This is a genomic window from Helicobacter sp. MIT 01-3238, assembly GCF_003364135.1.
In the GTDB taxonomy this organism is placed as follows: Bacteria; Campylobacterota; Campylobacteria; order Campylobacterales; family Helicobacteraceae; genus Helicobacter_B.
Genome location: NZ_NXLN01000002.1, coordinates 1 through 26364 on the forward strand (window position 1 = coordinate 1; position 26364 = coordinate 26364).

Annotated in this window: 16 protein-coding genes; 6 read left to right on the plus strand and 10 right to left on the minus strand. The window is 40.7% G+C overall.

Features of this window, described 5'->3' with window-relative positions:
- Window positions 1-259: 259 nt before the first annotated feature.
- The 5 genes from CQA40_RS00935 to CQA40_RS00955 form a co-directional block, all read right to left on the minus strand.
- A complete protein-coding gene (locus CQA40_RS00935) occupies window positions 260-1429 on the minus strand; it encodes a ubiquinone/menaquinone biosynthesis methyltransferase (RefSeq protein WP_258864410.1) in 1170 nt (389 codons plus the stop codon).
- Window positions 1426-2859, minus strand: a complete 1434-nt coding sequence (gene argH, locus CQA40_RS00940; RefSeq protein ID WP_115519134.1) for an argininosuccinate lyase — start codon at window positions 2857-2859, stop codon at window positions 1426-1428. Before argH ends, CQA40_RS00935 begins: the two co-directional genes overlap by 4 nt.
- A 30-nt stretch (window positions 2860-2889) precedes the next feature.
- Window positions 2890-3345: a protoporphyrinogen oxidase HemJ gene (gene hemJ, locus CQA40_RS00945; RefSeq protein WP_115519135.1), complete on the minus strand. Its 456-nt coding sequence runs from the start codon at window positions 3343-3345 to the stop codon at window positions 2890-2892.
- A gap of 228 nt (window positions 3346-3573) precedes the next feature.
- A complete protein-coding gene (locus CQA40_RS00950; RefSeq protein ID WP_115519136.1) occupies window positions 3574-4710 on the minus strand; it encodes a PDZ domain-containing protein in 1137 nt (378 codons plus the stop codon).
- On the minus strand, window positions 4707-5999 hold the full coding sequence (locus CQA40_RS00955; RefSeq protein ID WP_115519137.1) for a tetratricopeptide repeat protein: 1293 nt from the start codon (window positions 5997-5999) through the stop codon (window positions 4707-4709). The genes CQA40_RS00950 and CQA40_RS00955 overlap by 4 nt, the downstream gene beginning before the upstream one ends.
- 416 nt (window positions 6000-6415) lie before the next feature.
- Between CQA40_RS00955 and flgE the strand changes: the two genes are divergently transcribed.
- Window positions 6416-8581: a flagellar hook protein FlgE gene (flgE, locus tag CQA40_RS00965; protein WP_023928513.1), complete on the plus strand. Its 2166-nt coding sequence runs from the start codon at window positions 6416-6418 to the stop codon at window positions 8579-8581.
- Window positions 8582-9009: 428 nt separating this feature from the next.
- Here the strand turns inward: flgE and CQA40_RS00975 are convergent, their stop codons facing one another.
- Together CQA40_RS00975 and CQA40_RS00980 are read right to left on the minus strand one after the other, a co-directional pair.
- A complete protein-coding gene (locus tag CQA40_RS00975; protein ID WP_115519140.1) occupies window positions 9010-10038 on the minus strand; it encodes a hypothetical protein in 1029 nt (342 codons plus the stop codon).
- Window positions 10039-10476: 438 nt separating this feature from the next.
- Window positions 10477-13764 (minus strand): FAD-binding and (Fe-S)-binding domain-containing protein, encoded by a 3288-nt coding sequence (locus CQA40_RS00980; protein WP_115519141.1) that lies wholly within the window; start codon window positions 13762-13764, stop codon window positions 10477-10479.
- A 208-nt stretch (window positions 13765-13972) separates the two neighbouring features.
- On the opposite strand from CQA40_RS00980, the gene CQA40_RS00985 reads away from it, so the two are divergent.
- From CQA40_RS00985 to CQA40_RS00995, 3 genes are read left to right on the plus strand one after another with little or no spacing between them, the layout of a single operon-like run.
- A complete protein-coding gene (locus CQA40_RS00985) occupies window positions 13973-15307 on the plus strand; it encodes a glycosyltransferase family 9 protein (RefSeq protein ID WP_115519142.1) in 1335 nt (444 codons plus the stop codon).
- A 58-nt stretch (window positions 15308-15365) separates the two neighbouring features.
- On the plus strand, window positions 15366-17216 hold the full coding sequence (locus CQA40_RS00990) for a menaquinone biosynthesis decarboxylase (protein ID WP_115519143.1): 1851 nt from the start codon (window positions 15366-15368) through the stop codon (window positions 17214-17216).
- Window positions 17216-17947, plus strand: coding sequence for a YigZ family protein (locus tag CQA40_RS00995; RefSeq protein ID WP_115519144.1), 732 nt, complete (start codon window positions 17216-17218; stop codon window positions 17945-17947). Before CQA40_RS00990 ends, CQA40_RS00995 begins: the two co-directional genes overlap by 1 nt.
- A 10-nt stretch (window positions 17948-17957) precedes the next feature.
- Here the strand turns inward: CQA40_RS00995 and CQA40_RS01000 are convergent, their stop codons facing one another.
- The 3 genes from CQA40_RS01000 to CQA40_RS01010 all read right to left on the minus strand — a co-directional run bounded on the left by CQA40_RS01000 (window position 17958) and on the right by CQA40_RS01010 (window position 20027).
- Window positions 17958-18734 carry an outer membrane protein gene (locus CQA40_RS01000; protein ID WP_258864415.1) on the minus strand — a complete coding sequence of 259 codons (777 nt, stop codon included), beginning with the start codon at window positions 18732-18734 and terminating at the stop codon, window positions 17958-17960.
- A 10-nt stretch (window positions 18735-18744) separates the two neighbouring features.
- A complete protein-coding gene (locus tag CQA40_RS01005) occupies window positions 18745-19095 on the minus strand; it encodes a hypothetical protein (RefSeq protein ID WP_115519146.1) in 351 nt (116 codons plus the stop codon).
- A gap of 548 nt (window positions 19096-19643) precedes the next feature.
- A complete protein-coding gene (locus tag CQA40_RS01010; RefSeq protein WP_115519147.1) occupies window positions 19644-20027 on the minus strand; it encodes a Rid family detoxifying hydrolase in 384 nt (127 codons plus the stop codon).
- A gap of 126 nt (window positions 20028-20153) precedes the next feature.
- On the opposite strand from CQA40_RS01010, the gene CQA40_RS01015 reads away from it, so the two are divergent.
- Window positions 20154-20765 carry a hypothetical protein gene (locus CQA40_RS01015; RefSeq protein ID WP_115519148.1) on the plus strand — a complete coding sequence of 204 codons (612 nt, stop codon included), beginning with the start codon at window positions 20154-20156 and terminating at the stop codon, window positions 20763-20765.
- A 107-nt stretch (window positions 20766-20872) separates the two neighbouring features.
- Complete coding sequence (locus tag CQA40_RS01020; RefSeq protein WP_115519149.1) at window positions 20873-26251, plus strand: S6 family peptidase; 5379 nt, start codon at window positions 20873-20875, stop codon at window positions 26249-26251.
- Window positions 26252-26364: the final 113 nt, after the last annotated feature.

The window sequence follows — 26364 nt, forward strand, 5'->3', positions numbered from 1 at the left end:
AATGAATAGACTTTGCTTCAAAGCAGGCAAAACCTTAAGCCTAACGCCACATTCTCTCTTGTTGGTGCTAGGAATGAGATTTTGCGCTATGGTTGTGGGAAATGTAAAAATGTAAGGTAAGTGCAAGCGAATACAAACGCGTAAATATAAGGTTTGAATCTAGCATTCTGCAATATCTTTGGCACAAACCTAAGTGTTATTCATTGCCACAAATACCAATCCATTTCAATCCAAATGGATTGTCAAATACGAAAAATAATCACAATTTACCTTTCACACCTAGCACTAGATGAGAGATATTGGCACTATATCCTTTGATTTGCACTTGCTTAAATCCTAGCGATTGCAAATCTTGGGCTAGTTTTTGTGGGCTTACAAAGCTATCCATAGAATCAGGCAAATATTTATACGCTTCATAATTGCGCGAAATCGCCCACCCTACAAATGGCAAAATCGTGCGCGTATAAATGCCTACAAATCTATCAAGCAAACTTGGGTTTGGCTTTTTGAAAAAATCTAGCACCACTAGCACGCCACTAGGCTTTAGCACGCGCCAAAACTCACTCAAAGCCCTCTCATACTCAAGCACATTGCGCAGTCCATAAGAGATAGAGAGTATATCCACACTTTCTTTTTCTAGCATAGATAGATTCTTTGCTTCGCCGACTTTTATGAGGACTTTGGGGGATTTGCTGGATTGTAGTTTTTTTTGGATTTTTTGCTTGGCAATTTTTAGCATTTCTTTTGATGGGTCTATGCCGATAAGTGTGTCTATGATGAGATTTTGCCTGCTTGCTTGGGTGTGCCACTGAAGTAGCATATCGCCCGTGCCACAAGCAATATCTGCGATTTTTAGATTTTGGGTGGGTGGATTTTGCTCTGCTTTGCTTGCCACCTTACTTGCTATCTTGCTTGCTGGCTTGTTTTCCGCATTGCTTTCTGCTTTGTTTGGAGTTTTGTTTGGAGTGGATTGCAGTGCTTTATACGCTCTCTTGCACGCATCTATACGCCACGAAATATCAATCCCCAAACTTAGCAAATGATTTGCCTTGTCATAGTCTTTGGCTATGTTATCAAACATTGAAACAATTTGCTTTTGCTTGGAGGCGATTTGCCTAGTATTTTGGGTGGTTTTGTTGCTTGATTTGGTGGGTGTTTTTGTAGTATTTGATTTTTTTGCTTGAGTGGATTTTGTGCTAGATTTTGTCATATTTGTTTTTTTTTCACTAGATTTTGGCTTATTAGATTTTGCTCTGCTAGATTGGCTAGATTTTGCTTTGTTAGATTTTGCTTGGCTAGATTTTGTCGCGCTAGATTTCACTTCACTAGCACTTAGCGTAGAGTCCAAACTCATAAGCGACAAAAAATTGGAATCTGTGGTCTTTTTTATCAGCTTTGTATTTGGCATTTTTGTGGTTTTTTTATTCATATTTGTCCTTTGTATTGATATTTTTCTTTTTTTGCTAAGTTTAGCCACGACTTTAGAGAGTCAATCTGGCTTTGTGTCTGCGTGCTTGAGCTACCTCCTAGCGTGTCTCTTGAGCACATTGAGCGCGTGAGGGATAGCACTTTTTTTGCTTCTTTTGTCGCACTAGATTTTATCTCGCATAGTAGCGTGTCTAGCTCTGCTTCCTCTAGCTCGCTTATATCTATGCCTTTTGATTCTGCGTAGGCTACGACTTTGCCTGTGATATGGTGTGCTTCTCTAAATGCCACTTTGCATTCGCGCACCAAAAAATCTGCCAAATCCGTAGCACTCAAATGCCCTACCCTGCAGGCTTGCGACATTTTGTCCGTGTCAAACTCCGCACTTAGCAACGCCTCACGCAAAATCCTTAGGCTAATAAGCGCGGTATCTATGCTATCAAACACTGCTTCTTTGTCCTCTTGGGTGTCTTTGTTGTAAGCTAGGGGGAGGGATTTCATCGTTACAAGTAGCGAGATTAGGTTGCCATAGGCTCTGCCACTCTTGCCACGCAGTAGCTCTGGGACATCGGGGTTTTTTTTCTGTGGCATTATCGAGCTACCTGTGGCATACTCATCGCTAAGCCTTAGCCACCCAAACTCCGCGCTACTCCATAGCACCATTTCTTCGGCTATGCGTGAGATGTGCATACTAAGCATAGCAATAGCATATAGCAAATCAAGTGCGAAATCCCTATCACTCACAGAATCCATAGCATTTAGCGTAGGTGTGCCAAATCCTAGCTCTTTTGCCAAAAATTCCCTATCGTTTTTATAAGGTGTGCCTGCCAATGCCCCGCTACCTAGTGGCATAAAATCCGCCTGCTTAAACGCGCTATCTAGTCGCTCTACATCACGCTTTAGGCTTGATACCCACGCGACTATGTGAAATCCTAGATTTACCACTTGGGCGTGCTGCAAATGCGTCATACCTGCCATAAGTGTATCCGTGTGGCGTGAAGCTATGCCTAAAAGCCCATCGATAAGGGCTAAAATCTCATCTTTTATCGCGCGGTTTGCATCTAGGACAAACATTCTAAAATCTAGCGCGACTTGGTCGTTTCTAGAGCGAGCGGTGTGGAGCTTTTTGCCAACCTCGCCTATGAGGTTTATAAGTGCGCGCTCGATGCTCATGTGAATATCCTCATCAGCAATCTCAAAGCTAAACTTGCCTTGAGCAATTTGAGTGGCGATAGATTCTAGTCCTTGCGTGATTTGACTAAGCTCATTTGCGCTTAAAACCCCTATTTTGCAAAGCATTTTTGCGTGTGCTTTTGAGCCCAAAATATCATAGCTCCAAAGCCGTTTATCAAAGTTTATCGAAGCATTAAACTCTTCTAATAACGCGCTAGAGCCCGCGCTAAATCGCCCACCCCATAGTTTTTGTTTTGCCATATTTTTTCCTTAAGTAAAAGCCTTGAATGCTTAGAATTTCATCACAGCGCAAACTACGATGACTATCATCAAAATCGTTGGAATCTCATTGAAAAAGCGAAAAAACTTGCCACTAAACTTTGAGCTACCTCTTTGCAATCTACCTACCAAAATCCCGCAAGCAATATGATAAAGTAGCAAAAATAGGGCAAAAAGCAGCTTGATATGTATCCAAACACCGCTTTTGAAAATCCCAAAATCACTCGCAATCATAAGCACACCTGTGATGACACTAGCAAGCATAGCAGGTCGCATAATGTAGGCAAAAAGGCGATATTCTTGTAGCTTGACTACGGCTACAAAATCTGCGTTTGAGGAGTTTTCTGCGTGATAGACAAAAAGTCTAGGCAAATAAAAAAGCCCTGCCATCCAGCAAATAACACTGATAATGTGTAGTGATTTGATAAGCAGGTAGTTTTGGGATAGGCTTTGAAGTAAGATTTCCATTTTGTTCTCCTTTTGGTGTTGGTTTGGCATTATTTGGGTGCTGCTAGCTTAAAAGGCTATTGCAAAAATTTGTTTTTGCTAGCAAAAACTCTAATCACAAGTCTTGCAAACTAAGCAAAATCTAAAAATCAAAGCTAGATTTTTGCAGGTTTTGCAGGTTTTGCTTCATTTGGATTTTTTGGTTTTTTCCTCATTGCGATAGATTGTTGCTAGTGTTGCTTAGGTTTGCTAGCGCATTTGAGAGCGCACAAAGGCTTCCACCCCCTCGTGCAGTATAAGAAGCTCAATATTTCCATTTAGCCACGCCCTCATCAGCAATTCTCGCAAATGCCAAAATCCATCGCCCCTTTTTATAGGTGTTTTATCTATCCACAAAAGCTGGTCACCCTCGCTTAGCAAAGATAGATTAAAGGGAAGTGGCGTTTTCATCGAGCGAATCACAAGGTTGCTATCAAGCCAAACACCAAACCTCTCCAAAAATGTATCACTAAGCAAGCCACCACCTTGCCTATGCAGGACTTTGACTTCTAGGGTTTGGGCTTTGCCATTTCGCACTATGGCGATTTTGGCAGTGGAATTTGGCGTGAGGTTTGCCACTTTCCATTCAAAATCTACGCTAGATTTTATGCTCTCGCCATTTATGGATACAATCTTATCGCGTGGCAAAAATGGATTGTTTGGGAAAAATATATCGATTTGCTCGACTATTATGGATTTTGGCGATGACTTGGTGGGGCTTTGCGTGGATTTGGGATTTGCGGGATTTTTTTGGGCTAGGTTTTGGGAATCTTGGCTAGATTCTATGATTCTTACTCCTATGTCGCCATAGATTCCGCCTTTGCTTGAGAGAAATCTATCAATCAAAGGCTTAGGCACGAAATAATTGTCATAGGCATAAAATCCATACACTTGAAAGCAGATATTGCTTATGACAGAATCTTTTGGCAATGGCTTTGAAAACTTTGCCAAATCAAAAATCCCTCTGCCACCGCTTACCACCACTCCATTTACCGCTTCAGTAGCACTCACGCCTGCTAGAGAGAGTGAGTTTGCATAGCTGTCTATGGGCTTTATGCGGTAGCTTAGCGGGGTAGAGCCAGAGAAAAGATATAGTCCCAAAAATATGTCTCTTTTGATGATTTTAGATGAGCTAAGGGGGGTTTTTGAGTAGGCGAGCAAGTATGACTTGCCGTTGTATTGGAGTGAAAACACTCTTTTGGAGTCAACAACACTTGTGGCTTGCCTATAAAACTGCTGACAAGCCTGATAGCTCATCGCGTCTGCTATGCTAGGCACTATGCCAAAAAGCAAAGCAAGTCTAAGGCACGCCAAAGTCGCGTAAAGAGAAAATCTACAACGCTTCATTTTTTGTTGTTTCCTCTTCTGTCGATTCGCTGATGATTTTTCTCAAACATATCTTTATTTACGCAGCCTAGCTCCGCGCCAAGCTCGCAAGCCCTCTCATAGTATTTCTTTGCTACTTCAAGGTTTTGTGCTACTCCCTCGCCTTTGTCATAGAGATTTCCTAGATTGTTGCACGCCATAGCGTCTTTTAGCCCGCAAGCAGCATCATATAGCTTAAATGCCTTATCTGTGTCTCTGCTTTCCTCATCAGTATCATAGAGATAGCCTAGATTGTAGCAGGCTTTGGCACTTTTCATATCACACGCCATTTGGTAGTAGGTGTATGCTTTTTGTCTGTCTTTTAGCTTTGGTTCGTTCTCATAGAGATAGCCTAGATTGTTGCACGCCACTAGGCTTTGCAAATCACAAGCGACTTTGTAAAACTCCAATGCCTTTTGTGGGCTTTTTCGCACGCCAAGCCCCTCATCATACATAAGCCCCATATTGTTGCACGCTTCGGCGTGCTTGGCATTGCAAGCTATTTTATACACCTCAAAAGCCTTTTTGAAATTCTGCTTCATACCATAGCCTCTATCATAGAGTGTGCCTAGATTGAAGCAAGCCCTTGCTTCGCCAGAATCACAAGCAAATTTATACAGCTCAAACGCCCTAGCATAGTCTTGCTCCACACCACCATTGCCTTTTTCATAAAAAGTCCCCAAAGAACCACAGCTTTTGGGGTTGTCTAAATCACACGCGATTTGATAAAACCTCAACGCCTTATCATAATCCCTCTCTAAGCCCGCCACTTCGCTACTATGTAGCACACCTAGATTGTGGCAGGCGTTTGCTTTTACTTTTGCGCTTCCTTTTTCACACGCTATGTTGTAGTATTTTTGAGCGTGGATAAAATCCCTGCCTAGCTCAAAAAATGTGCCTAGATTGAAGCAAGCGTCATATTGGGAATTATCACAGCCAAGCTGAAAATAATTCTTTGCTAAGGCGGTGTTGTTTTGGGATTGATATAGCAATGCTAGATAAGAGTAAGCCTCCAAATCCCCTAACTCAATGGCTTTTTTATACAGCGCAATAGCTCGCTCAATGTCGCCTTGAATCTCATAATTATGCGCTTTTGCCGAGCAAGTCTCTTTGTTGCAATCATCGCTAGACTCTTGCGCCAAGCTCTGTCCTAAGCTCTGTGAGGCAAATGCGCCCACACACGCCACACCTATAACGCTTATAAAAAATGCCTCTCTCAAGTGCAAAATCCACAACTTGCACAACCCCCACAAATTTACTGCTTTTTTCATCGCCTTATCTCCTTAGATAAAGTAGCCTAAAGCAAGCTACTATGTTGTAAGATTTTCTTTAAGATTTTGCAAGATTTTGCCCCTTTGCTTTGGCAAAAAATGGCAAAAATGTTTGGCAAAAAGCACCACTAAATAACAAAGTGATACAAAATACTAGCAAAATCTTAAAGCCTACTAAAATTGAAGTATAGGCATTTTGTGGTTAAACTTTAATAAATTGCACAAAACTTTTGTGTAATTTTGCAATATTTTGGCTTTTTGTGGCGTTTTTAATTCTATTTTGTCGCATTTATATTGCTTAAATGTGTCGCTTTTAGATTTTCTAAGATAATTTTTTATTTGCTTATTTTTAGAGATTACTTTTGGCATAGTTGTTGCTTTTTTGCTTGCTAGCAAATTTCTCATAAAGGACGAAAATGTTACGGTCATTGTGGTCAGGCGTAAGCGGTATGCAAGCTCATCAAATCGCACTTGATGTAGAATCTAATAACATAGCAAATGTCAATACAGTTGGCTTCAAATACTCTAGGGCTTCGTTTGTGGATATGCTATCCCAAACCAAGCTGATTGCCACCTCTCCTTACAAAACAGGGCGCGGTGGACAAAACGACTTTTCTGTGGGGCTTGGTGTGAGTATAAACGCCACAACAAAGGTGTTTTCACAAGGTAGCACACAAAATACCGATGTCAAAACAGACATTGCTATTGAGGGCGAGGGATTTTTTGTCATTTCCCCAGATAGAGGTATCACGCTAAACTACACGCGTGATGGTAGCTTTCTTTTTGACGCAGATGGCAATCTCGTTACCACAGGTGGCTATGTCGTGCAAGGGTGGCTAAAAGACGACCTCAAAAATGCTTCAAAAATGAGCGAGCAAGAATTTTTCCAAATCGATAGCACAGGACCGATACGAAATATACAAATCGACCCAAATATGGTAATGCCAGCTCGTGCTTCAGCAAATATCAAACTTCGTGCCAACCTAAACGCAGGTAGGCATGTCGACCAAAATGCCAACATTTACGCGCTAGACTCCACCACTAGCACTCCAGCTGATGGCGTGTATCCGCTATATGATTCTGCGGGTAATCGCACACAATCCCAAGAAGATATGGGTGCGCTATTTAACCAAGATGGCGATGCTTTTGGGCTTACGGAGAATCAAGGGATTTGGGTAAGCTACAAAACCTCCACTCTAGTAAATAGCCTAATAGATACCAACGAAGTCAGCACCGTCTCAATCAATGGCAAAAAAGTGTCTTTTAGGAATGATTCTGCTATGAGTGGAATCTCTACGCTTACTTCTGCGATAAATGCGATAAATGCTCTCACAGAAAAAACAGGAATCGAAGCCTACCCAGAGGGCAAAATGCTAAAAATCATCAATCGCAATGAAATGGATGGCGATGAAAAAACCAAAAATATCTTTATCACAGCGAGTGGCACGGGTGCGTTTGCCAATCTCGTAGAGGGCGATTCAGATATTACATCTTTTCGCTATCGCTATACAAAATCAGAAACGCCAGATTCTACCACAGGGCAGTTTAGGACGACTGAAGAGCTAAGGCGACTACTCCAATACGATGCTAATATGATAAAATACCCCGATATGGAGTATGCAGATAGCACTGCTTCTGTATCTGTCATCGTAAATGAATATGGTATGTTTGAAATGCAAAACAAAAACCTTGAAGAAGACGATGATGAGGACGATACAAACCGCAATATGTCGATTTTCGTATCCTCTTATGGTAGCGACCAAATCTCTACAAATGTGCTATTTAAAAACACTATGCGCGGGCTAAATACCGCAGCACTCATTGAGGGCGGTGCAGCAGTATCCACTACTAGAATCAGCCACGCCACACACGCCACAACTATTGAGCTATATGATTCTTTGGGCTCAAAGCATACGATTAGATTTGAGTTTGTCAAAACAGCGCAAGCAGAATGGAGCTTTAGGGCAATCGTGCCAGAACCCGGTGTGATATATGGCTCTTCGCCTATTCGTCCAAATATCTTTGAGGGTGGGCGATTGCGATTTAACAAAGACGGAAGTTTGGCAGGTATGAATCCACCGATTATCCAATTTGACCCCAAAAACGGCTCTATCGCCCCACAAAGACTAAGCCTATCCTTTGGTGCGACAGGTGGATTTGGCGGGCTAACAAGCGTGGATAAAGTCTCTGAAACTTATGCGATTGAGCAAGATGGATATGGTGCGGGAGATTTGGTAGATGTGCGCTTTGACCAAGTGGGTGCGCTTCTAGGCTCATTTAGCAATGGACGCACGCTAGCCCTAGCAAAAGTCGCTCTAGCCACATTTGCCAACAACGCGGGCTTGCAAGCTGAAGGTGGCAATGTATTTTCCACCACAGGAAACTCTGGGCAAGCGATGATAGGCGCGGCAAACACAGGGCGTAGAGGTGGCGTAGCAGGCTCAAAGCTAGAGATGAGTAATGTGGATTTGTCTCGCTCGCTTACGCAACTGATTGTCGTGCAGCGCGGATTCCAAGCAAACTCAAAAGCCGTAACGACTTCTGACCAGATACTAAACACACTGCTAAACCTCAAACAATAATATGCGGTATTTTGGAGGGCTTTTATAGATTATTTTATAGTCTTTTTAGATTTTGGAGGGGGTTTTGGTTTTGCAAAATCCTTGCGGAGATTTTGCATAAAATCACGCCAAAGTTTTGCGCAATTTGTGTTGATTTTGCAAAATATCTTATTTTGGGGTGGTAAGATTTTGGGGGCAATAATTTTTTGTGGTGCTGTGATAAAAACCGCCGCGGTTTAAGCCACTTGCGCAAAATCTCCTACATAATGCAAAGTTTTCTAACGCTACACAAAACTGCCTAAAATCTCTTATAAGCCTAAAAGCAAAACTTATCACAAAGCCAAGCCTTGCAACCAAATCCTACACAGCTAAACCTACGCAACCAGCACACACAATCAAAATCCACTATATAACAACTAGGGCAAAGATTTTTACACACGCTTAAATATTTATTTGCCTAGTGATTTTGGTCTATTTTCTAGCCGCTCCAAAATCGCGCAAGTAAGCCTATCGTGAAGCTCCTCACAGCCCTTTTTTGCATAATATAGGCTTCCCCCAGATTGCTTAAAACTTAGCACGCTAGCCACCACACCGCAGTAGATTCCATACCCCCTCTCGCAGAGACTTTCGCTTATGGCGTGGGCGACTATTATGTATTTTTTGGTTTTTTTAGTTTTTTTGGCACTCACTGCGCCTAGACAGCCTAGTGGCTCTCCTAGCTCACAGGATTTCTCAAATGTTTGTAGTTTTGATTTGCCAAGTAGATATTTATCTGCCAATCTCGCACAATATAACCCGCTTTTTGCATTTGGTGGCTTTGCTTCACACTCTTTTTGGAGCATTTTTTGAGCTTTTTGGAAATCGTTTGGATTTTCTTGGCTTGAGCAAGCAAGTGCAGAGCCTTTTTGGCAGTGTGGCTTTAGGGATTTTAGCTTGTCCTCTTTTGTCGTTTGAGTGTGGTTTATGATTGATAAAATCTCACGCTCTTTGTCAATCTCTTGGATTTGCTTAGGTGTGTATTTTGGCAAAGATTCCAAAAACATATCAAGCTCTTTTAGTTGCTTTTTTGAGTAGGGAAGTTTTGTGGATTTTTTTTCTTCTTTTGGCGTTTTTTCCTCTTTTTTTTGCTTAGATTCTTGTGCTTGTTTGAATTCTTTTGTTTGCTTTGCTTCTTTTACTTGTTTTGATTCTTGGGATTTGGCTTGCTCGTTTTTGGATTTTTTGTTTTTTTGTGTGGTTTTTGTCACGCTAGGTGTTGTTTGAGATTTTGCTTGAGGTGTTTTTGATTGCGTGGGTTTTGCGCTTTTGGTGGTAGTAATTCTTTTGGGCGGATTAGATTTTGTGCTAGATTTTGTATTTGCTTGTGCAAGTGTGCCAAAACCAGCACCAAAATCAGCGCAAAGTATGGGGGATAAAAAGACAAAACATATCACAAATTGCCAAAAAAGGAGTGTAGAAAAAAGAGTGTTTTTTATCATAAATATTGCCCCTAAAAAAGCAATACCAAAATATAATGCTAGCTTTTTAGCTCTTTTATAGCTGTATTGAGAGCTAAAATCCCTATAAAAGCTATGCCAAAAAAGATAACTCCAAATACCAAAAACTCCATAAAATCTCCTTATTTTTTGATTTTGCCTATATCTTTGCATTTTTTATCTATCGCTTTGTTTATAAAATGCAATAACAAGCAGAAAAAATAACAACAACAAAGCGCATATAATAAGCCACAAATCAGTCCTAGTGTAGTTGGTGATACACCAGCCAGAAATAGCTAAAAAAGTGGCTACAACTATCCCTAGCCAAAACTTAGCATTGTTAATCGTTCTTTTAGCTCATCTATCTTTGCCATAGTCGCATTCTAGCACACAATATTTGTTTTTGTAGAAATGTGTAGCATAAGTGCTTTGGTTTTAAAATCACTTTGCGCATATATCGGCTAGGTAGATGATATGCCTCCATTCAAAGCCACTTTTTTGGGCTAGCCCGATTTCGCAAGTGCTAGAGCTAGAAAATCCCATTTTTGCTTCATCAAAAATATAGTCGCTATGAGATAGTGGGCTTTGGTTTGAGCTTTTTAAGAAGTTTGTGCCAAAGTATTTTAGCGCACTCTCATTTAGCTCTGGCGTTATAAATCCTTTGTTTCCTGCGAATCCACAGCACTTGACTTGAGAATCGTGGATTATGTCCGCACCGCAGGCTTTGGCTATGCTAAATATACTCTCTTCCCATTTTTGTGATTTTACGCTTAGATTTCTTGTCCCACAAGGAGCGTAGAGTGCGACTTTTGGCGGATTTTGCTTGGTGGCTTGGGATAGCGGGACAATCTCCAAATGAGGCAGTAAGCACTCGCTTACAAACGCAGGCAAATCATAGAATCTAAGTGGGGCTAAATAATCGCTATTTGCAGATTCTTGCGCTTCAAATTCTTTGATTTTTTTTAGCAATTCTAATGAGCAAGCCGAGTGGTCGCATACGATTGGCACTCTGCCGTTTTGGCTTGCTTCCCTTAGCGCGAGGTAGGCATTTTTGGCGAGATTTTGGCTTTGTTCTTTGTGATTTTTGTATGCCTTTCCACAGCAGAGATGCTGTATGTTTTGTGGATAGTGCAAGTAGAAATTTGCCTTTTTGCAAAGGCTTTCAAATACCTCTTGCATCGGTCTATCAAAGATTTTTGTGATATTTGATTCTAGCTCGCTACTAGCGTTTGATTTTGGCGCAAATATGCGATTTAGGCACGAGGTGAAATACACCACCTCGCCATTTAATCTGCCATTTAATTTTTCACTTGAAACACCACTGCTAGCTAGGCTAGCATATTCCACATTATCGCATTTATCCTCTAAAAACTTGCTAGCCCATTGTTGCCCCCTGATTTTTTTCTCATTTGGCTTTGGCATAGTGATAGGCAAGATAGGTGTGCCAATAGTGGCATAAAACTTGCGGGTTAGATTTTGCATTTTTTGCGGAGTTAGTAGCTCTTGAAGTGAGTTACTAAGGCTTGTTAAATGCCGTGCTAGATTTGTCATAAGCGAGATATTGTGGCTTAGAGAGCTTGCTAGCAGGGCACTTACTCCGCCGTATTTCTTGCTCCATTTTGGGCTAAGCTTTAGAGCGATTTTGGCAGTGTCGATTTCTAGCGGGCAAAGTGTCGCGCACATAGAGCAAGTCGCGCAAGTTTGCACACCTAGATATTTATAAGATTTTTTTAGCTCCTCGTATTGTCGTCTTTGGGAGTTTGTTTTGTTTTTTAGCGATTTTAGTCGCTTGATTTCTCTACGCAGTGCGATTCGCTGGCGTGGGGTTAGGGTTAGATGTTTGCTAGGGCAGATTTTTTCACAAAATCCACACTCCATACACGCATCAAGGTAATCCTCTAGCACACCTTGTGCAGCGGGCTTTAGGTTTTTTAGGTGGATATTTTTGTCATTTGTGATGATGACATCGGGATTTATGAGATTGCGAGAATCAAAAATCTGCTTGATTTTTTGGTTGATTTTGTAGGCTTTCTCTCCCCATTCTAGCTCGACAAATGGCGCAACCATTCGCCCTGTGCCGTGCTCTGCTTTTGTGCTACCACCTAGAGAAGCTACCATTTTTGCCAAATCCTCCATAAACCTACCAAAGCGCGTGATTTCTGCTTTATCTTTAAGAAGTGGGGTAATGATAAAATGCACATTGCCACTTAGGGCGTGCCCAAAGATGATTCCCTCATAGCCGTGCTTTGCAAAAAGCTCTTGGGTGTTTTGTATGCCTTTAGCAAAGCTATCTATTTCAAAGCATATATCTTCTGTGATGACGGTTGAGCCACTTGGGCGAGATGAAGCAGAGAGTGGGAGGAGGGCTTTGCGGATTTTCCACCACGATTCTTGCTCTGCACTATCAAAGCTAAACTTCACACCAAAAAGGCTTTCTATGGGACTAAGCGCGGAGGTTATCGTAGCGATATTTTTCTCTAGTGCTTCTAGGCAATCCTCTTCAAGCTGCACCAAAATAGCGCAATTCCCGCTTTTTACCTTGCTTATCTCGCTAGGCATACCATCTAGGCTTGACGCGCTCATTAGGCAGGCGTAGTCCATTATTTCAGCTGCGCTTACTATGCTATCATTACGCGCTAAAATCTTTACTGCCTCGCTTGCAAGGGAAAGATTTTCATAAAAAAGCAAAGCACAAGCCTTGTGTGCGTAGTCTTGCACGCACTCATACTCTACGCGTGAGATGAAGCCTAGAGTGCCCTCCGCACCGATAAAGATATGATTTAGTATGTCTTTTATATCGCTAAAATCCACAAGCGCGTTTAGGGCATATCCTGTGGTGTTTTTGATAGCAAATTTGCGCTTTATCATCTCGCAAAGCTCTTTATCAGCCAAAATCTCTTCTCGCAAATCAAGTAGGGATTTCACAATATGCGGATAAGCACTGATAAAAGAAGCTAGACTTTCGCCCTGCCTTGCCTCATCGCTTGTATCTAGGACAATAGCATTGCCATTATGCTTGATTTTTTCGCCCCTATCATCTCCATAGTTTTTGCTAGATTTGCTAGTTTTTCTCAAGTCGCCCAAAATCACGCGAATGGATTTTATGGTTTGGTAGCTGTTTTGCTTTACCCCGCAGCACATTCCGCTAGAATTGTTAGAAAAAATCCCGCCGATTAGGGCGTTATTTATCGTAGCTGGGTCTGGTCCTATTTTGCGATTATATGGCTTTAGGGCGGCGTTTGCATCCGAGCCTATGACACCACAATCACACACAATAGAGGTGGGAGCTTTGCTAGAATCTGCATTGTCATCAAACTTGATTTTGATATTTTTCCAAAACTCATTTGCCACCACTAGCACACTATCAGAGCACGCCTGCCCACTTAGGCTAGTCCCACTAGCACGAAATGTAAGCGGGATATTGTATTTTTGGCTTAAGTCATAAAGCCGTGCTATTTCTTCCTCATTTTTTACCCATACCACGAGCTTTGGGATATAGCGATAGCACGAAGCATCGATTCCATAAGCAAATCTACGCGCATAATCGCTAAAAATACGGTCTCCTAAAAACACCTTTGCTTCGCGCTCAAAGGCTAGATAATCAAAATCTAGCGCAATAGAATCATCATCTGTTTTTGCCCCGCTAGAAAGATTCGCATTTGCACTAATAGTGCTTTTGTTGTGCAGTTGATTTTGCAGTGGGTATTGTGAAAGCTGTGCATTACTCATTGCTATCTCCGAATTTTTAGATTTTGTGGATTTGTGGTGGGATTTTTTGCGTTATTTTCTCTTAAAACAGCTTAAATAATGATAAGCCCAAAAATAAATCATCAAAAAAACAAATCATATAAAAGACTAAGCTATAATTTTAAAAAATAGCGCAAATCTTAAAATCAGTGTAAAATAAATAATACAAGCAAAAGCGAGAGTAAAGGCGATGAAAAGAATTGCGATTGTGCGACTAAGTGCGCTAGGTGATGTGATAGTTTCTGCAAGTGTGCTAGGTGGTTTGCGTTTATTTAGTGCAAACGCACTCTCTCCCAAAGAGGATTTGCAGATTGATTGGTTTGTAGATGAGCGATTTAGCGGGGTTTTGGAGGATTCTCCTTGTGTGGATTGCCTGCATTCACTGCCGTTTAAAAAGTGGCTAAAATCCCCCATTGGAATCTATAAAATATGGCGATATATGCGCTCTTGTGGGAAATATGACGCCGTCATAGATATGCAGGGTTTGCTTAAATCCGCATTTGTAGGCAAATTTCTGCGTAGTAAAAAATTTATGGGGTTTAGCGCACGCGGGTGTAGAGAGAGCATAGCTAGCGTGTTTTATACGCATAGAGTGGATATTGCATATCATACAAATATTTTGGTTAGGAATTTTTTGGTGGTGTTTGGGGCTTTTGGAATGGATTTGCACAAGATTCTAAAAAGCATTGGGCTTAGGCTTGATAAGGATTATTTGGAGGATTTGGAGCGTATAGATAGTGCGCTAAAAGCCACAAAAAGCGATAGTGAGGAAAGTATAGAGGGATTAGAGAGGGTGATTATGAATTTGGGGGCGTTTAAGCGTATGATTGATTTGCGCGGAGAGGGGTTTGGGATAAATGCAGGGAAGTTGATAGATTTTGATGATAAGTTTTTGGCACACAAAAAGCACTTAGCACAAAAATACTTCAAAAAATATTGCTCTAAGGGGGCAAAAGCTAGCCAAGAATTTGGGCAAGAATATGCCAAAGATTTTAGCAAGGAATCTAGCCTAGATTCTTGTCCAAAAGAAGTGCTAGAATCAAAAAAATTTCTCTTTGTCCTAGAGGCTTCGATAGAGGAAAAAACCTACCCTATTGATAAATACTGCACACTTGCTAGAATGCTTCAAAAGCATTATGGAAATATCACTATTTATGTGATTTGGAATGAGGCAGAGGGGAGGGCAAATGAGATGATAAGCCTGCTAAAATCACGGCAAATCCGCGCCATAAAGCTACCAAAACTTGATTTTAATAACATAAAATTTGTGCTAAAAAATATGGACATAGTCATCGGTGGGGACACAGGAGTAGCTCATCTAGCGTGGGCGATATGGCAGCCTTGTAGCATAGCTTTGCTAGGAAATAGTGAAATCTCTAGTGGCAAAAATATGCGACAAACAAGGCTAAAGCGCGTGCTTTTGGGCAATCCTTTTGTGATTAGCCAAAGTGGAGAGTTTGAGATTGCTAGCATTGCCCCAGATGCGATATTTGAATGCGTAAAAGCACATTTAGATACAGACTGAAATTTAAGAAAATCTAAGAAATTTTTAAGATTTTATATACACTTTATAAGGAGTAAATATGCAGCAAATGATTGATTTGTTTGCCAAGCACGGCGAGCTAGAAATCATTGATACACCACTTGATATTTATTTGGAGATTCCGCATTTGGCATATTTGGAAGTCAAAAAAAAGGGCGGTGGCAAGGCACTGCTTTTTACAAATCCTGTTGATTCTAAGAGGGGTAATAGCTTTTCTATGCCTGTGCTTATGAATATTTTTGGCTCATTTAAGCGCGTGGAGCTAATCGCTTCAAACTCCCCAGAATCTATCGCAAAAATGATAAAAGAACTGCTAAATCTATCCCCACCAAAAGGCGTAAAGGGCATTTTTAGTGCGTTAGCGCGATTTGGTAGGCTCTATTATACCCTGCCAAAAATGACAAAAAACGCGCCCGCGCAAACCGTGCGATTTCTCGGCAAAGAAGTGGATTTATATTCTTTGCCGATTCTCACTACTTGGGAGGGCGATGCTGCTCCATTTATCACTATGGGGCAGGTTTATACGCAAGATTTGAACGGAAAGAAAAAAAATGTAGGAATGTATCGCTTGCAAGTGCACTCCAAAAACGAGCTTGGATTGCATTGGCAAGTGCATAAAGATTCTACGCATTTTTTTAATGAATACAAAAAAGCGGGGGAAAAAATGCCCGTGTCTATCGCGCTTGGTGGGGACGCGCTATATACTTGGTGTGGACAAGCACCATTGCCAAATGGAATCTATGAGCTTATGCTATATGGGCTCATAAAGCGCACTCGCCCAAAAGTCGTGCGCTGCCTTAGTAACCCACTTAGTGTGCCTTCAACCGCAGATATAGTCATAGAGGGGTGGGTAGATACCTTAAAGACAAAAGAGGAGGGACCATTTGGCGACCACACGGGGTTTTATACTCCTATTGAACATTATCCTGTGCTAAAGGTAAGTGCCATAACGATGAAATCTAAACCGATATATCCCGCCACAGTGGTTGGCAAGCCACCATTAGAGGATAAGTATATGGGCTATCTTACCGAGCGTGTGTTTTTGCCACTTTTGCAGATGAGTGGTGCTAGCGGGCTAGTTGATTATAATATGCCTGAAAATGGCGTGTTTCATAATCTCATTTTGGCAAAAATCGCTCCACAATACTACGGACACGCACGGCAGATAATGCACGCGTTTTGGGGGGTGGGGCAGATGAGCTTTGTCAAGCACGCGATTTTTGTAGGGCAGGAAGCACCACCACTTGAGGACTACCAAGCACTTTTTGAGTATGTGCTAAATCATTTTAGTTTGGATTCTTTGGTGTTTAGCGAGGGGGTGTGTGATGCGCTAGACCACGCAAGCCCTAGCTATGCCTATGGAGGAAAGCTAGGGATAGATATAAGCACAAAAAATTCTAGCAGGGATTTTACGCTTCTAGGTGATGAGGAGCTAAAAAATAAAATCCAAAGCATAATGCCTAGTGCACTTTTAGTGCGACAATACGGCACAAACACGCAAAATCCAATAGCCATAATCGGTGTAAAATCTAACTTTAGTGGCGATAAAAATCTACAAGAATGTGTAAGCGTGCTTGCACCACTAAAGCAATATCTAAAAATCGCTGTTTTTGTCGATGAGGCAAAAAACGACTTGGATAATGGCTATATGCTACTTTGGAGGGTGGTAAATAATATTGATGCGAGGCGCGATATTTGCATTTGTGATGAAGTGGTGCATGTAAATGCGTGTGATAAATCCCACTCGCCCTCTCACCCACGAGAGTGGCCAAAAGAGACAGATTGCACCAAGTCCGTGATAGAATCCCTGCGACAAAAAGGCTTTGAAATCGATGATGAAATGCTGCATAAGTATCATATTTGCAATTCTAGCAGGACAAAATCTACATAATGCAGACGATAGATTTTGGTGTGGATTCTAGCTTAGGTGGATTTGGCGATGATTTTACAAAAACTCCTTTAAGTCTTTATGAAGTCAAGGGCTCAAGGTTTTTGGGATTTGGCATAAAAATCATAGCCCCAAATAATGAGGTAAGCAAAAATGCAGATGAGAATAGCGGGCAATCTAAGCAAAAAGCAAAAGAATCAAAAGAATCAAGCCCCTTGCAAAATCCTTTGCAACCTTATCTAAATGGGCTAAAAAAAGCCCACCCAAAGGCGGTGCATTTTGTCTATGCGTATAGAGTGATAAACTCGCTAGAGCAAGTCATAGAGCGAAGCAGTGATGATGGCGAGCCAAAGGGAAGCTCTGGGCAGCCCTGCTTAAATGTTTTGCGCGGATGGGAAATGGTTGATTTTGGGATTATCATTGTGCGGTATTTTGGTGGAGTGAAGCTCGGTGTTGGCGGACTTGTAAGGGCTTATACCAAAGCCACGCTTGAAGCAATACACACACTAAAATCGAGCCAAAAAATCGTGCAATATGAGCGCAGGGAAATGCAAAACTTAAGCGTAAAATACAGCGAGCTAAACGCGCTAAAACACATACTCAAAGCGCACAATCTCGCCATACAAAAAGAGGAGTTTTTAAGCGAATGTGTAGAGCTAGTCTTGTGCGGTAGTGAAGTGCAAATGAGTGCATTTAACGCGTGGGTAGTAAAAAACAAGCATTTATTTTTATGACATTGAATCACTAAAAATTGTAAATATAGCGGGCAGCTATGCTATATATTTGTTGTATATTACCTTCACTCCAATGTCTAGGAGCAGCTCCCGTTGTATGTCCAGCTTTATGAGAATCGCCAGAATATATATTTGTCTGTAAAAATGGCACTCTGCATACTAGCTCTACCCCGTGCTTTTGGGCGATATTTGTGCGCAAACCCACATTTAGCCAAACATCAAAACCACTCAATTGCATACAAGAATAACAACCCAACACTGTTTGGCTGTATTTTTCAAAGCTATTTATTGGCAGAGAAGATGTCCCCACACTTTTTCCCCACCAATAATTTCCACCAAGCCCAACACCCAAAAATCCACCAAAATCTATTTTTTCATTGGCGATGAAATTTCCTAGAAAATCTACATTTACTCCGTAGTTTATATTACCGCCAGCTAGCTCTACACTTGTATTGCTTTCAATGACTGCAGAGGGATATTTATATTTAAACTCCCCAAGTGAAAAGTGTGTGTTGCTTGCATTGATATAATACCGCAAGCCAATATATGGCGTAAAAAACTGCTTATACCCCGCCACAAAACCATAATTTACACCTCCTCTATTCCTTTTTAGCTCTTCTTCATAGAGAGTCCCAACGCAACCTCCTTGTGGACAATCCTCTCCCTCTCTTTGATGATAAGCCACGCCACCATATCCTATATCAAAGCCCAAAAACCAGCCACTTTTCTCGGCTAGGGCATTTTGAGCAAGGCTAGCCAACAACACGCTTATAAGGATTCTTTGCATATTTTTCACTTTACTCTCCTTTTATTTGTTTTGTAAGATCTTGTATTGCTTTGTTTGTCTCATCTTTATTGACACATTCATTTGAATCTTTAATATGATTCAAAAGACAAAGTGCCAAATCATCTGGCATTATAAACCAGCATTTGTGTGTGCCACGCGTAAGCGGAAATCCCAGCGGGTTTTGCTTATCATCGCTTTCATTTCTACTTTTGCGCCAACGAACGCCTATGCTTCTATATCCTGTGTAGTCTTTATCCTCGCCTGATGCGATGAGAAAGTAAGTAGATTTATAAAGCAAAGTAGGCTTATAATCTTTGCTATCCTTTAGAAAAGGGACTATCGCCCCGTGTAAATCACTCATTTTTGTCTCCTTTAATTTTTTAATTTCATTTTTGTGCTTTTTGATAAAGGGAGAATGCTACAAAAAAAAAAAAACGGATTTTAAATAGAAAATGTTGCTAGCTGTATTGAGGAAGAAATATGGAGGGAAGTGTTGTGAAAGTATTTGTGGTAATAAAAAATAGCTTGGTATCACAATAAAAAGTGAGGGGTTTTAAGCGAGTGTGTATAAATGGCGAGCAAGCTAAATATCATTAGCGAGTGGCAATAGATTTTGTGGGTTACTTGGGGTTGTTTTTGCAATGATGACAATGTGAATTGCCACGCTCATTTCATTCGCTCGCAATGACGATTTTGCTAGCGCAAAATCTCGCAAAACAGGCGAAGCGTAGTTTCTTTAGAAATACAAACACCTATCGTCATTGCGAACAAGTCGCAAGACTTGCGCGGCAATCTATTTTAGTGGCAATCCATTTTTGATTTTGTGAATTTGCAAGTGTGAGCGAGCACTTACGCAACGCACACTTCGTTGTGGCTAAAGCCACTGCTTGGCAATGGCAGAGTGTATGATTATTTTGTCGCTATGCACTCCACTTCGACAAGTGCGTTTTTGGGTAGGGATTTGACACCGATAGTGGTGCGAGCAGGTTTGTGCGAGCCAAATGCTTTTTCATACTCGGCATTAAACGCGCCAAAATCTTCCATATTTGCTAGATAGCAAGTGGTTTTTAACACTTTATCTAGGCTAGAGCCACCCTCAAGCAAAATCGCTTCTAGATTTTGCATCACTTGCTTTGTTTGCGCGGTAATGTCGCCATTTACAAATTCTCCATTTGGCTTTAGGGCGATTGCCCCAGAGGTAAAAATAAGCCCATTTTGCAAAGAATCTAGCGCGATTGCTTGTGAGTAAGGACCGATAGCTTGTGGAGCGTTTTGTGTGCTTATGTGTTTCATTGTTTGCCTTTTTGTAAAGATTGTCGATTTTGGCTAATGCTAAAAACGACATAATTATTATATAATACGCGAATAATTATGTATGGTAAAAATTCTTAAAAACACAAAGAATCAAAAAGGATAAAAATGCCAAAAACAAAGTTTTATTTACAAATCTCACGGCAAATATCGGGCTTTTTTGCGCTCATTGCTTTTGTCTGTGCGCCGTTTGGATTGTTTGCACAAAGTGAGCAAATCGTGCTAGGAGAGGGCGAAGTGCTTGTAGAAATGGTGGATTATAAACGCAGTATCATAATCGGCTATATGGTGCTAAAAAATGGTAATATCATCAAAAAAGTGCGCTTTAGTCAGCCAAAATCCATAATCCAAGCACCCCAAATTCCAACCCAACAAAATCTCCCAACTCCACAAAGTGAGCAATTCATATCAAATCCACAATCCCTACCAACCCCACAAAATCTACCAAACGCACAAGCCACACAAGACGCACAAAGTGAGTATGAAAAACAAATCTCCCAAACAAAAAAGCAAAAAGTAAAAAAAGAAAAAAGAAGCTGGTTTGCAAGCAAAAAAAAGAAGCCAAAACATATCACAGCAAATATGATAGATAGTAGCTCTATCCCACAAGAGAGTGGTGCAGAATCCCAAGAGGTAAATTCTGTGTATAAAAATCGCCAATGGGACAAAAAGAAAATCCCACACAATGTAAAAAGCCAAGTGATAAATTTGGGGGATTAGTGTGGATAGGTAGTCAAATAGCTTTGTGTGGCAGACAACGCATAGTAGATAGCTTAGTATATTTGACATATTTTATTAAGAAGTATTAGCCCAAAGAGAGAAAAAATATGCACAAAAATACACTTAAGATTTTGTGCTTTTTAAATCTTTTTGCTACTTTTGCGTATTTTGCACAAGCACAAAGCATAAATATTGGCAATTTTTATTATAGGGATTTTTTGGATTTTGGGCAAAATAAGGGAGCTTTCAAAGAGAGTGTAAATAGCGCAAATGCAAATGGTAGTGGAAGCAGTAAAAAAGGCTTAGAATTTCTAGACAAAGATAGCTCAAAATTTAGCATTCCACAAATCCCAAACTTTTCTGCCTCTAGCAATTATGGCTCTTTGACTTCTGTGGGGAGAGGATTTCTAGCAACAGCAAATCACGTAAGCAGCCCTGAAAATGCAGATGGATTGCTAGATTGGGGGGTTACAAAATATAGCATTGCAAAGCAGTCTGTGGAAAGTAGTGATGGCGAAATAGGTGGCACTTCCAAACTTTATGGCTGGGATACAAAGTTTTTGCGACTTAGTAAATATGTCGTTGAGGGGCAAGCACAAATGCTAGATATTGACAATACGAAAACAAGTAATTCTAATGAAGCAAAAAATTTAGAAAATTTCAAAAAGCAATTAGATGATTTTAGGGATAGCAGTGGCGATATTTATCTCTATCAAGCAGGTAGTGGGATTGTAACGCTACGAGGAACGAGCAATATACAAAGTTTCAACACAAATAGTAGTGGGGAAATGCGCGGTGGTGGATTTGGGACTTTTGGTGGCGCAGATTATTATAATGCTGGGATAGGATTTTATTATAAGCCGATGAGTGGGTTTTATAATCAAATCACTTCAGGCGATAGCGGTAGTGGAATCTATGTGTATGATGATAAAAACAGCAAATGGATTTTGCTTGGCGTTGTCTCAAGGGACAATGGCGCAATATCAGTTGCTTCAAACAAAGATTTTAGAGATTATCAAAGACATTTTGAACAAGAAATTGATTTGCAAGGCAAAGTTTGGACGCTTAAAGGCAATGATTTGGAGGATAATTCACTATCAAGCAAGGCACTACAAGGCAACAAAGACATAATCTTTGGCAGTGGTGGGACAATCCAAGTAGAAAAAGACATTGACAGGACGCAAAGTGGCTATGCTGGAGGATTTGTATTTAGAGATTCTGCAAATGAGATAACTTACAAATTTGAAAACAAAAACGGCGAAAATCACTACTTCAAAGACTCTGGGCTTGACATAGGCAAAAATGTCCGCGTAGAGTGGGCTTTGCGCAATGCTAGTGGCGACTCGCTACATAAAATAGGCAAGGGCGAACTTATCATCAAAACCAACTACACACCAACAAAAGAGAGCGAAAATCTAGGCACACTTAAAATCGGCGAGGGTAAGGTCAGCCTAGATACAAGCAAAAAGGCTTATGAAAATATCTACATTACTAGCGGGAGGGGAGAACTCTCGCTTATCCAAGCAGAAGCACTTGGCGCGACAAAAAATAGCAATAATGTCAGCACAACACAAGCGGGTGCAAAATCATATACACTATCGCAGGATAAAAATACAAATATGGGCTTTTATTTTGGCACAGGTGGTGGGAAACTTGATTTATTGGGCAATAGCCTTGTGCTAAACACGATTGTGGCAAATGATAGTGATGCTATCATCATAAATTCTAGCACAAAGGCAACGGTTGAGATTGAGGGCTTTGGGTATGATGCAAATGGCAACAAAACTGCCACAAAAGAAAATACCATAATCCACGCAAGCGTGGGCAAAGCTGATTCTACAAGTCAAGCAAACCAAACAAATATAGACATTGTGTATAGTGGGGATAGAAGTGCGACAAACGCAAGAAATGGATTGCCACGACTTGCCATTGGCAAGTCTCGCAATGGCGATTCAGTGGACGATTCTAACCCGTCATTGCGAGCGAGCGAAGCGAACGCGACAATCCAAAAAAACAACAAAAACGGCGTGGCTTCTCTAATCTTTGATGGTAATATCAACACACAAGGTAAAATGACTATAACTAACGGCAATGTAGCACTGCAAGGGCACGCCACTACTCACGCCACCATTAGCGATGACAAAGTCCGCAATCAAGTAACAAATGCCGAGAATGGCACGCAAAAGGGAATGCCTAGCTATATGGATTTAAGCAAGCCAACACACTTAGAGCAGCCTGATTGGGATAATCGCAGTTTTACATTTGGCAGTGGAATAAATCTAGCAAATTCAAATCTTACGCTTGGACGAAATGCGAGCCTAGAATCTAGCATTACGCTAGATTCTAGCTCTAGCGTGGTATTTGGTGGTGGTGTCTTGCATTTTGTTGATAATTTGGATAGCAAAAATGTCATAGGCAGTGGCTTTACCTATCAGCAAAGGATAGAGAGTGGGAGTATCGGCACAGAGCAAGAAAAAATCGCAAATCACACGATAAGCTATAAAGGCAAGATTAGTGCAAATGGTGGCACGATAAATTCAAGTATTTTTGATTTTAATGCAAGTTTGGATTTAAAAAATGGCGCAAAACTTAGGGCAGAATATTTGACTTTGAGAGATAACGATTCAATAGTATTGGCAAGTGGTGCGAGTGCAACGATACAAAATCTTATTTTAAAAAATGTGAGTGATATATCCCAAATCTTTCAAAACTCTAGCAGTGGTGAAAAGCTTAAGGTAGAAAAATCATTTCATTTTTATGATATAAGTAGTTTTGATTTAAGTAAATTAGATTTGGTACATATTGATAAGAGTGCAAATTACGATATTGTGGGTGTTAAATCTAGCATTACAGGCACAAATAGCACATTAAGTGCAAATGTTTGGCTAGAGGGTGGAAATCTAAGCCTAAAAAGCCTTACGCTAAAAAAGATAGATGATTCAATGCTTAAAAACACAATATATTTGCAGGGGGCTGAAAATAGCATAGCACAGCTAAAGATAAATGATAGCTTAAAAGTTGGGGATACTAATGGCTTGATAGAAGCAGGTTTGTCATTGCGGGATAATAGCATACTTGATACGCCGATGATTGAATTTAATAGCGTAGCAAACGGCACTTTTTTGCTTGATAGTAAAGCAGAGATTAAAAACACAGCAAATGCCAACAAAACCGAACTTAAAGGGATAGATTCAACAATAGATATTTATATAGGTGGAAGCAAAGAATTTGACATAAATGCAAGTAGCACGAGCGATAAGCAAACAATAATCACACTATTTGGCTTTGTGCCAGAGGATAAATCTACTACGACAAATCCGACATTTAGTGGCAAAATCACAGCAAGTGGCACAAGTAAGGTAGAGAGTTTGCTAGATAATATCACTGCAAGTGTAGATTTGAGCGGTAGTGCAAACCTTGTGGCAGAAAATATCACTCTTGTTTCTACGCATAATTTGATTTCTCTAAGTGATAGTGCAAGGCTCAGTGCTGATACAATCACAGCAAAAAGCGTATCAAATCTTACGCTACAACAAAACGGCGGGGTGGCAAATGTTGGAGAATTTATCTTTGATAGTAGCACCACAAATCTAGTAGGAAATCTAATCGGCAAAAATATCAAGCTAAAATCTAGCACACTAAAAACGACAGATTTGACTTTTTCGCACAATGCGACACTTAGCCTTGATAATGATTCAAAACTAGAAGTAAAAAATCTAAATGTAGAAAACACAAATCTTACGCTAGATTTTGCAAACCCTAAGGCAAGCGTGGAAAATCTAGCAAATATTACTTTAAGCAATGGTGCAAATCTAGCTATCAATTCGTGGGATTTTGGCAATGCTACAAATTTCAAAAGTGATGAAAAATCTCGTATAGATTTTGCAAATCTAGCCTATACCCAAAGCCCAAACACCGCGCCTAAAAATATCCAATCAAACACCACTATAAGCGGCACGCTTTTGCTTAGTAAAGTCGGTGCAAATCCAAATAGTAACGATAGATTTGAAATCCTAACTTTTGAAAAGCAAAATCTAACTCTTGGTGAAAATTCAAGCATAAGTGTGGCGTTTGATGATAGTGTAAAAAAGGGTGCAAATAACATAACGCTAGATAAATATTTCACGCTTGTAAGTGCAGGAAGTGTGAGTGATAATAGGGCTGATAAACGCATAGATTTTCGCTTCGCTCAAGGAGTAGTGCCACTTTTTGTCGTAAGTAAATTTTATGAAAATAAGCTACTTGTGAAATTTTTGGAATCCAATCCGCGTAGCTTTGCCGAGCTAAGCAAGCATATTTCTAGCACACACACTAAGATACTCCTAGCCCTCACAGAGCATAATCCAAATGATGAAAATATCGACAAAGCCGCTAGCACAGAGGAATACTCCGCGCTAGAATCCACCCTAGCAAGCTATGAGGAGGCTATGCGTGAGATTGCCACACAATCAAGCGGAGAAAACCTAAGCGCGATTTTGCAAAACAATGATTTAAGCATTAAGATGCGGATTTTGCAAGTGCGCTCAAAAACGCAAAATCTAGCCACACAAAAACCACAAAATATACAAACGCCACAAAAATTAAGGCTTGCATCTGCTTTGTCATACTCAAGCACAAACACCACAAAAGCCACCGCATACACAAGCCCAAATGCCACACAAAGCGACTATGATGACATATCTTTGCTGCTAGGAGTAACACCAAAATCACCTCCCACACTTAGCCTAAATCCTTACCAAAATAGCGCGTGGGCTAGCGCACTTGGTGGATATGCAGGCACTTTGGGACTAAATCTAGCATTTTATGGCTCTAGCGTGGGATATGATAGGATAGTTGGTAGCACACTTTTGGGCGTAATGGCTAGCTTTGGTGGCTCACATTTGCTTCAAAAAAAGTCCAAGCAAAGCGGAATCATCGCTGGTGGTGGTGCATATTTGCATACGCATTTTGGCAAAAGTGAATTCCAATCAAGCCTATCATTTGCATATAGCTCACTAGAATCAAGTGCGTTTGGCGACAATATCAAAAGCTCGGTATTTGGGGGATTTTGGAGTAATTATTATAAATACAATATCGCACTTATAGATGAAAATATCCTAAAGCCACTAGGCACGATTGGATTAGGGATTAGCAAGGCTAGTGATTGGCGTGGAGCGGAGTTTCGTGGTGGTGGATTTGGCGATGTGTTTGCCCATATCGGTGCGGGGCTAGAGTATGTGATTTTTGGCAAAAATGGATTTTATACACTTGGGCTTGTAGGAGTGCAAAAGCTACATTCTCAAACAAAAGCACAAGTAAGCTTTGCAAACGCTAGCACGATGCTAGATTTTGTGGTAAATAACAACGCCTTTGAAGCACAAGGCTACTTCATCGGCTCGCACACCATAAAAGAGCGTCTAAACATAGAATACGCAATCCATATAAATGGCGATACTCGCGGATACTATGGCACAAAGGGAAGCGTGGGATTTCGCTATGCGTTTTAGAATCCCTGCGATGATTTTGCAAGCCACTAGCGATAAAAATGCAAAGCCAAAAATATCTCAAAACATAATAAGCCTACTAAAGAGTGAAATCTCGCTATAATTCTGCCTTAAGT

Bases quoted from the DNA above. Each gene is read 5' to 3' on its own strand.
- CQA40_RS00935 (WP_258864410.1), bottom strand. From the start codon at position 1,429: ATGAATAAAAAAACCACAAAAATGCCAAATACAAAGCTGATAAAAAAG.
- argH (WP_115519134.1), bottom strand. From the start codon at position 2,859: ATGGCAAAACAAAAACTATGGGGTGGGCGATTTAGCGCGGGCTCTAGC.
- hemJ (WP_115519135.1), bottom strand. From the start codon at position 3,345: ATGGAAATCTTACTTCAAAGCCTATCCCAAAACTACCTGCTTATCAAA.
- CQA40_RS00950 (WP_115519136.1), bottom strand. From the start codon at position 4,710: ATGAAGCGTTGTAGATTTTCTCTTTACGCGACTTTGGCGTGCCTTAGA.
- CQA40_RS00955 (WP_115519137.1), bottom strand. From the start codon at position 5,999: ATGAAAAAAGCAGTAAATTTGTGGGGGTTGTGCAAGTTGTGGATTTTG.
- flgE (WP_023928513.1), top strand. From the start codon at position 6,416: ATGTTACGGTCATTGTGGTCAGGCGTAAGCGGTATGCAAGCTCATCAA.
- CQA40_RS00975 (WP_115519140.1), bottom strand. From the start codon at position 10,038: ATGATAAAAAACACTCTTTTTTCTACACTCCTTTTTTGGCAATTTGTG.
- CQA40_RS00980 (WP_115519141.1), bottom strand. From the start codon at position 13,764: ATGAGTAATGCACAGCTTTCACAATACCCACTGCAAAATCAACTGCAC.
- CQA40_RS00985 (WP_115519142.1), top strand. From the start codon at position 13,973: ATGAAAAGAATTGCGATTGTGCGACTAAGTGCGCTAGGTGATGTGATA.
- CQA40_RS00990 (WP_115519143.1), top strand. From the start codon at position 15,366: ATGCAGCAAATGATTGATTTGTTTGCCAAGCACGGCGAGCTAGAAATC.
- CQA40_RS00995 (WP_115519144.1), top strand. From the start codon at position 17,216: ATGCAGACGATAGATTTTGGTGTGGATTCTAGCTTAGGTGGATTTGGC.
- CQA40_RS01000 (WP_258864415.1), bottom strand. From the start codon at position 18,734: ATGCAAAGAATCCTTATAAGCGTGTTGTTGGCTAGCCTTGCTCAAAAT.
- CQA40_RS01005 (WP_115519146.1), bottom strand. From the start codon at position 19,095: ATGAGTGATTTACACGGGGCGATAGTCCCTTTTCTAAAGGATAGCAAA.
- CQA40_RS01010 (WP_115519147.1), bottom strand. From the start codon at position 20,027: ATGAAACACATAAGCACACAAAACGCTCCACAAGCTATCGGTCCTTAC.
- CQA40_RS01015 (WP_115519148.1), top strand. From the start codon at position 20,154: ATGCCAAAAACAAAGTTTTATTTACAAATCTCACGGCAAATATCGGGC.
- CQA40_RS01020 (WP_115519149.1), top strand. From the start codon at position 20,873: ATGCACAAAAATACACTTAAGATTTTGTGCTTTTTAAATCTTTTTGCT.